The sequence below is a fragment of the Planktothrix tepida PCC 9214 genome (assembly GCF_900009145.1).
Classification (GTDB): Bacteria; Cyanobacteriota; Cyanobacteriia; order Cyanobacteriales; family Microcoleaceae; genus Planktothrix; species Planktothrix tepida.
Map to the genome: position 1 here is coordinate 10,144 of NZ_LN889821.1, position 8,360 is coordinate 18,503.

Below are 8,360 nucleotides of genomic sequence, written 5' to 3' on the forward strand. Positions count from 1 at the left end.
TTAGAAGAAAAACGCACTCAATTGCCAGATGAACCTATCCTACAAAAATTTGATTTTGAAAAAGAAGTCAATTCTCACACATCACAAAATTATAAAAATAATGTGGCTTTACGCTTTAATATTGGTGAGATATGGGAACAATTAAAGAATAATAGAAATAAGTACAAGAAAGAGAAAAACCCAGTTCAGGAAGTCTTAAAATTATTTCAAAATAGTGGTTATGGTGTGTTAGCTTGTCTCTATCTTTCTACTAATAATTTAATGGCTTCAAATCAAATTACAGCACAAGCGCGAGTCGGTGCATGGATGATGGTAAATGCGCTCAACGGTTTTGCTCCTATCACTGATGGAACTGCTTACAACTGGGATGCAATACCGTTAGGTCAAACGTTTAAAGACATTTTAAAAGATAATCCTGAGTATGTTTTTAACTATGATGATAGCATAAACTCAGGGTTAGAAATGCCAGAACAAAGACAACAATGGATTGATAAAGAATTCAAAAAACACCTATCAAGCTTTTTTCAAATTAGTGAGGATCATTATCTAGTTAAAAAGTTTGATTATGAACTGAAGACGGAATACTTTAAAACTAAGGATAATCAGACAGTTGAAACTGATTTGTTTACTATTTATATTAATTCAAACGCTGGTAATTATATCAAAGGTATGAGTGAATACAAGATAATGCTTGATGAACAAGAATACGATTTTAATCATCAAACTGATTACCTTAAAGCACGTTCTTATCAAAGTAACGATGATTTAATTAAGTGGTATTATGAAGCCTTAAAAGGTGGGTATTCTTTACCACATATTTACTGTGAAGATAAGATTTTTAAGTTTTCAGATGGAACACAAAAAGCCTTACAGTTTCTAAAAGAATGTGAGAGAATTGTTCATCCTATGGGGTTTTCTTCAAAGGCTTTTAAGATGATGAAATTAGTTAGCCGTTCTCAGTTTTTATTCTTAAATGAGTCACAATTAAGAAACTTTGAAACTAATGAGAATAAGTTAGCAGAATTAAGTAAAACTTTTGCTAATAAAACATTCTGGGAACAATACCAACATCCTGAAAAAGTAATCAATGAAAACTACTGGGAATATAGCAAAAATCACCCTACTGGAATAGGGTTTGAAATACTTGCTTTAAACAAAAAACATAAGGGAAGTATTCAATCTGTAAGACAGCTAATTCAAGAAAAAATATTAGAAGGTTGTCAAAATTTTAACGCTGCACTAACACTTGATAGAGGTATTCAAGGCTTATTAAGTGACGAGTTAAAAGATATCTTAGCTAGTGTAATAATCTTTAAAAAGAATGCTGATATTGAATTAAAAAACACTTTGATAAATAGTCTTGATGAACCGACTTTATTAGTAGTAAGTCAAGAAAACATATCAACATTAGAGCAAATTTGGATAGGTGAAGATGATTGATTAATCCCAATCATCGTCCTTACCATCCCCCTAGTCACCCCTAGCCAGAAGGTTAGGGGTTTTGTTTTGGTGTAGTGCTTTTGATACTACAAATCAATGTGGATTTTGTAACCCTTACAGNTCTATTAATAAATACCTTAATTTTTTGACTACCATTCTATTAACAGTTACTTCAATTTTTTCTAACCAAACTAATAGAAACCTTTACCGACTCCCGACCGACCGACTCCAAACCCTCTCACCTTCTGGGATGCAATGATGACGATCGCTAAAATAGCCCTTCAGAAATACCCCTAGAAGGCACGAAACGATACCCGCAGGTATTAGGAGATGGTAGGGTTTTATCGTGCCTTGCAGGGTCGGTTTCTCTACCGCTTATGGGGTAAGGCTTTTAGCCGTTGTGCTTAATGAGTATTTATACTTAGAGCAAAATCTATCGCTACCCCCCCTTATAGGTGCTAAATGTGGACTTGCGATATCAACTCCACAATCTGCCATAGAGTGTTTTTTTTTTTGTAGTATGCTNGATTTTGCCCTATAGAATTCGATCCTTTAAAAATAGAAAATTATATGCTGAGTCTTCATTTAATCATCGGTGCTAGTAAGTTTTCTATCGATTCAGAACTAGCTCAAGAAGATTCTATATTAGAAGAATGTCAAAATTTTAATCCTATTAATCCATCTCAAAAAATCTATAGTTTGATGTTACCCTTCATTGATTTTGAAGAGAGATTTTTTTATTATACAAGTGTTTCTATGTGTTAAAAATTAAGCTACTTTATAATAATCATACATAGTGTTAATTTTTAAATCGATTTCACTCTGAGAATATCCTTCTTTCTTCATTAAGTTAATTAAATCCAAGTGAATATCTTTGACTTGAAAATAAACATAAGGAATTTTAAAACTTAATGAAACACACCCATTTTCAAAATAATTTTTTAAAGATGTTTCATTAAGTTTCAATTTTAATTCATTAATTCCAGCATCTTTAAATATTTGTTCAGGGTTTAAATCATTAAAGGTTTGATTTTTTTCTAATTCATAAAGTAAAATTTTATTATAATTTTCTCCATAAATAACAACAAACAAATGATTTTCGTTTAATAATAATTCAGTAGGATCAATGTTACCCTCTTTAAAAATTTTTGTAATAACTTGAAAAGAAAAATAATTTCTCAAATTTGCATAAATACAAAGCCATGTCAAACTGTTAAAATCTAGCCAGCTTGGACTAGCAGCGACCTTAATTAATTCTTCCCTACACATTCTTTTAATCTGCCCAATACTCAATCCCGTGAATTTAACACAATTTACTTGAGTAAAAAATTTTCGTGATATACCACCAAGCCTAGCCATTTGTCAATCTCCTGAATCCTTTTTCTTAAATATATCATTACCCAAATTAGAAAAGGCTGAGTATTAAGTTTTGTAACAATTAAGCAAAAATTTATTCAAATCTTAAAAAACTTGCTATAGTAATATTATGTGAACGAAAGGATAAGTAAGCTTATGCTAATTAGAGATATTGAATTAGAGCATTTAGATCTCTATAAGGCAAAAGTTTATATAGGTGAAAAAATCTGCAAAAAAACACCTTTTAAACCTTATAATCCTTTATCGCATAATTCTATCAATCCAAAAACTAAGGAAAAATAAACTCATGATTCTTAAAGCTAAAATTGCCAACAAAGTAGCAATTGAAGAAAACGGTTTAACAATCGGTGAAATTATTGCTATTGAGGAAATTGAGGAGCATACAGAAAAAGAAGGCAAGAAAGAGGTTTTTTATGCCTCTCAGTTTGAATTCCAGATTGCGGTTAAGGGAACTAAAAAAGACATCTTAATGCGATTTTGGACAGGACAAAAAATTAATTCTGAACAGTTTGAAGATGATAGTGAAACTTCTGATTACAACCGCCTAACTCGATTTCTACTCAATATGGGTTTACTGGATTCTAAAAAATTAGCTGAACTTGACAAAGCTAAAATTGAAGAATCAAACATCGAATTAGACTCATTAATCGGTAAAAAAATCGAGTTCAAAATGGTAAAATCAATCAAGCGTAAAGGCTTATCAATAATTGATATCAAGTCGATTAAGCCTTTAAAAGAATCTAAATAATTGTAGTTTATTGGGGGTGTATATCACCCCTATTTCATCTCCCTTATGCCATATATTAGCAACGGTCAAGTTAATAATTTAGAAGCTATTAAGTGTACTGTAGAATTTATTCGGTCACTTGAAAAAATATCATTAATACCTGATACAGAATTCACTCAAAAATTTAAAATGATTGTGGATTGTATTGGTATTTATTCCCCACAATTAATGTCAGATAGAGCTATAGTTTGGCTTTATGAAGAATTAGATAATAATTTTCATCCTATTATTAATTTCTTTAATGCTATAGGATTAAATACAACATCTCCAGAGTATTTAGAAGTTTTATTAGAAGAATTAGGAGAGATGCAATATGATATTTTTGATAGTGCAAGTAATCCTAAAAAAGCCTATCAAAAAGCTATAGAAGATGGAGTTTTAGATAATTTTTTAGATACCTACAATTTATCAATTGAAAACTTAGAATACAAGCGTAATAGTAAAGAAAAAACCTCAGAATTAATTATCAAACCTAACAGATTAAATATTGAGCTAGGCTTCTTTTTTACCCCTGCTGACTTGTTTAAAATTTTTGGTAAAAATCATCAAGATTGGTTGCTTAATACGGCTAGAATTAGCCAATATAGGGTTTTAAAGTTGATGGGCAATAATGATAATAAATGTATTTACTTAGATATAGATAATAATCTTTTTGAAATAGAATTAACGCTTAGAGATTATATGTATAGGTTCCCACCGCGTAAAAAAGGGTTAGATTCACAAGCCAAAATTTTTGGACTAAATGCCCAAAAGATAGATATTGAAAATGATGATTTTGCAGTAAAATTAGGAATTAATAAAAAAGAAATTAAGGAAAATATGAGTCTATTTAAAGAAAAATGTCTTGATGATTTCATCAAGTATAATGTCTTAGATTTATTTACCACTGCGGAACTTGATAAAATTCAGCGTGATTTGTTACATTTATTAAGAATTAATTTTGGCTTAAATGATGTTGAAATAGCTGATACTACGGGTTCTAATGTTGCTAAATTTATTACTGATTTAATTAGTAAAACGTTTAATAATTCCACTGATGTTAAACAATGGAAACAAAATGAAAGTGTTATCAAACATCAATTAAACTTAACTAGGATTGACAATTTACAAGATATTGAGTTAAATGATTTAGGCTTTCAACCCTTCTTAACTGTAGGTGGGTTATTATTTACAAGGATGTGTAACCATCCTTATTTAGAGGGTAATTTCTCTGATTTAGATTTAAAATCCTGCTACGCAACAGCAATGGCAACTTTAAACATTTATTTAGGAGAACCAAAAACAGTCACTTTTAAATATAAAAATAAACCCAAATTAAGAGAAGTTATCGACTTTATTAAAAAGAAAAATATCCCTAATGATGCTTGGTTTATTCGAGTGTCAGGAGTGCTTATAAAAGCCTACAATACTCTTGTTTTATCAGATTTAAGGTTTACCCCCAAAAAGCTAAAAAATTCTGATACAATCCCATTTAATACTGATGTACAATCATCCTCTATTGTTGCTAATAATCCATCAAGATATGGAATTAAAAGCGACAAAAAACAGTTAGCAGGGTTTAATAATGAGAAAGTAGGTAAAAAGTTAGCAACATCTACTTTATTGTTGAAAGAGATTAAATTTGGATTAATCAATTATGATATCTTAGAAGCTATCAAATTAATGCCTGATGAATGGGTAGAAGAATACTTAGATTTAGATGTTAATGCTTTTGTTTATTTTTCTCCTGAATTAATCGTTGATAGCTTAGAAGAGTTAGAAGAAAAACGCACTCAATTGCCAGATGAACCTATCCTACAAAAATTTGATTTTGAAAAAGAAGTCAATTCTCACACATCACAAAATTATAAAAATAATGTGGCTTTACGCTTTAATATTGGTGAGATATGGGAACAATTAAAGAATAATAGAAATAAGTACAAGAAAGAGAAAAACCCAGTTCAGGAAGTCTTAAAATTATTTCAAAATAGTGGTTATGGTGTGTTAGCTTGTCTCTATCTTTCTACTAATAATTTAATGGCTTCAAATCAAATTACAGCACAAGCGCGAGTCGGTGCATGGATGATGGTAAATGCGCNTAAACCTCGTTGCGTTTCCATCGAAACTAACAGTGTTGGGGAGGGATTCTATCAGCAATTACAAAAAAATTATCCTCAAATCTTTTTTAATAAAATTCACACATCCAGTGGAAACAAACAAACGATGATCGGGAGCTTACAAGTTTGGCTTGAGTCTGGTAATTTAACGCTGTTAGATATTGATAAAGTTCGGATAGAATTTTTAAATTTTGTGAGAATTGGGCAAAAATTACAGGCAAGTAGCGGATATGACGATATTGTGATGTCTTCTGCTTTTGCGTTAGCTGGATTAATTGTATGCCATAATAAAAACATCTCTGGATTCACAATTCCAATTGAGGAGGAATAATGGATAATAAAGCTTATATTTTATCTGTTTATTGTGATTTAAAAGGCTACAGCGTAGCTATTTTTGAACGCTCAAATATAGGAACTAAAGATAATATTGTTTATAAATATAAGTTAATAAAANAGCCCTAAATATATTCACGAATGGCTTGATACTAAAGGATTTAAGATTGCATTAAAAACAGTCCAGATCTGGCATAAAAAATATTTAGAATCCATAGCATCCACTGATGAAAAAGCAGAAAAAGCATTAAAAGCAGTGGATAAATTGGAACGTGATACAACTGCTAACCCAATAATTGACAACCCAAAAGACCTTGAAAAGATTAGAAAAGATTGGGGAATTCCTAATATTGAAATGTTGGACAGCAACCCAGAAACAGCCATAGGAGCAAGTCAGAAACTAGCCTATGATTTATTTATAAGTGTTGGTATTCTATGTAAAAATAGGCTTAATTTATATCAGGAAGGTAACGCTAAATTCCCCATAGAACAAATCAAAGCATTGAAGCTTTTGTATGAAATATACGCGCCTCTAATGGGTGTAAATGAGTTGGTTAGTCCAAACGCTGCAATTAAATCATTAGAAGCTTACGGCTATAATTTAGAAGGATTAAAAAGGATAGAAGATGATAAGAGTACCGATGAATTTAAAAAACCAAAAGAAACTACAAACTAGGGAAGACTTCAGAGCTAATTTACCCGATACATGGGAAGAGTTCATAAGTCTTTTAAAGATTAGAAGCGGTGAGAATTATAAGCAGTTTATCGCTTACGATTATCAATCTAAATTGATAGGATTATGTGAAAAAGAAAGCACTATTTTAATTATTAAATCGAGACAATTAGGGATAACTCAAACTATTGCTTCTTACTTCCTATTTAAAGCTTGTAAAAATCCTGCTTACAGTGCTATTTGCTTTTCCCGTACTCAGGATGATGTATCTGCATTATCAAGACGGGTTAGAGACATGGCTCTACAGTTGCAGCAATACGGTATCGAATTATTAATAGATAATGTAGGATTAATTAAGCTTAAAAACTTAGGAGAAATATATTTTAAAAACAGTGCAAAAGAGGGTAGTCGCTCTTACGACTCAGTGAGTGATTTTTTATTCGATGAAGCCGCGTTTGTTCCCACAATTGAATCAATTTATAGCGCGTCTAGTGCGTCTTCTAGCATGGTTTCTAAAAGCCTTAAAGTAATTGTTAGCACACCGGGTTCCAAACTTAATTGGTTCTACAAGCAAGCTAATTTGAATTCAGAGGAACCAATTGATACTATCTGCAATAATGTTGTTAACGGCTTATTACCGCCTTTTTACAGCTTAAAAGAAGGGGGATTAAATAAAATATTCATTCACTGGAAAGTACACCCAATTTACTCTAAAAGAGAAGATTACTTAGAATATAGAAAAGAACAGGATCAAACATCAATTGAAGTAATAAATAGGGAATATAATTTAACGTTTGAAGAGATTGAAGAACACGGGATTTTTAATTCTAAGATAATCCAAAATTCATCAATTGAGCAAACCCTAGAAAGCCCGTTAAAAGGCTTTGAATACTTTATAGGTATCGATACAGCCACGATAGGAAATGATTACTTTGTGGCTACCATTTTTCAATGGGATAAGAAAAAATTTAAACAGATTTATTTATATCAAGACCGNATTAATAGAAAAAGCTGTTAATGATTTAAAAAAACCCGTTGAAACTTCTAAAGATTATATGGCAAAAGCACTCGCTTTGGAACTATTGACAGGAAGACGACAATACTCAGAAATACTTAATTCAGAATGTTTTATAGAGTTAGAAGATGATGGTTTTTTTAAAGTGATGGGATTAGCAAAAGGAACTCAAGAAAAAAGAGAAACCATGTTTAAACTTCCCTATCTAGGCTTGAGTTTCGATAAAAATATTGTTAACTTAATTCAAGAAAACCTTAAGTTAGTTCGACAGTTTGTAATAGAGAAACAAGGAAAGAAAACCCCGTTAGTAACTCTTTTAAACCCTCTTTATATGCAAGCTTTGGTAGACTATGATGTTATTTTTAAACCTGTCAGAATGAAGTCTGATAAAATGCCTTTCTTAGCAGGAAAAACCCACTTTTTGAGAAAACTTTATGCTTTTTGCAGTTGGGTATTGTTAGATAATTGTAGATCAAATGAGTCTCAATATTTTGCTGAAATATTGGTTCACGGTGATAAAAAAGGTGAAGACTTCCTAACCGATGATGTAACTGCTAAATCTTACTCAATCTTTTATCTCGATAGATAACCTTTATAATAGGGGTATATTCCCCTATTTTTAACCATGCCTAGACAAAA

7 protein-coding genes are annotated in these 8,360 nt (G+C 31.0%); 6 read left to right on the plus strand and 1 reads right to left on the minus strand.

Annotated features, from left to right (window positions below):
* Positions 1-1,440 (plus strand): hypothetical protein (locus PL9214_RS29250; RefSeq protein WP_222425315.1); only part of this gene is annotated, 1,440 nt, incomplete at its 5' end.
* Positions 1,441-2,208: 768 nt separating this feature from the next.
* On the opposite strand, the gene PL9214_RS29260 is transcribed toward PL9214_RS29250, so the two are convergent.
* On the minus strand, positions 2,209-2,799 hold the full coding sequence (locus tag PL9214_RS29260; protein WP_139295206.1) for a hypothetical protein: 591 nt from the start codon (positions 2,797-2,799) through the stop codon (positions 2,209-2,211).
* Between the two features lie 153 nt (positions 2,800-2,952).
* On the opposite strand from PL9214_RS29260, the gene PL9214_RS31765 reads away from it, so the two are divergent.
* The 5 genes from PL9214_RS31765 (at position 2,953) to PL9214_RS29285 (ending at position 8,310) form a co-directional block, all read left to right on the plus strand.
* Positions 2,953-3,099, plus strand: coding sequence for a hypothetical protein (locus tag PL9214_RS31765; RefSeq protein WP_186440505.1), 147 nt, complete (start codon positions 2,953-2,955; stop codon positions 3,097-3,099).
* Positions 3,100-3,103: 4 nt separating this feature from the next.
* Positions 3,104-3,565, plus strand: a complete 462-nt coding sequence (locus PL9214_RS29265) for a hypothetical protein (RefSeq protein WP_072722813.1) — start codon at positions 3,104-3,106, stop codon at positions 3,563-3,565.
* Positions 3,566-6,289: 2,724 nt separating this feature from the next.
* Complete coding sequence (locus PL9214_RS29275) at positions 6,290-6,709, plus strand: hypothetical protein (protein WP_072722815.1); 420 nt, start codon at positions 6,290-6,292, stop codon at positions 6,707-6,709.
* On the plus strand, positions 6,675-7,724 hold the full coding sequence (locus tag PL9214_RS29280) for a terminase large subunit domain-containing protein (RefSeq protein ID WP_072722816.1): 1,050 nt from the start codon (positions 6,675-6,677) through the stop codon (positions 7,722-7,724). The genes PL9214_RS29275 and PL9214_RS29280 overlap by 35 nt, the downstream gene beginning before the upstream one ends.
* Positions 7,630-8,310: a protelomerase family protein gene (locus PL9214_RS29285; protein WP_072722817.1), complete on the plus strand. Its 681-nt coding sequence runs from the start codon at positions 7,630-7,632 to the stop codon at positions 8,308-8,310. Before PL9214_RS29280 ends, PL9214_RS29285 begins: the two co-directional genes overlap by 95 nt.
* The last annotated feature ends 50 nt before the right edge of the window (positions 8,311-8,360 follow it).

What these genes read in the sequence shown, in the direction of transcription:
- PL9214_RS31765 (WP_186440505.1), top strand. Translation starts at nt 2,953, where the DNA reads ATGCTAATTAGAGATATTGAATTAGAGCATTTAGATCTCTATAAGGCA.
- PL9214_RS29265 (WP_072722813.1), top strand. Translation starts at nt 3,104, where the DNA reads ATGATTCTTAAAGCTAAAATTGCCAACAAAGTAGCAATTGAAGAAAAC.
- PL9214_RS29260 (WP_139295206.1), bottom strand. Translation starts at nt 2,799, where the DNA reads ATGGCTAGGCTTGGTGGTATATCACGAAAATTTTTTACTCAAGTAAAT.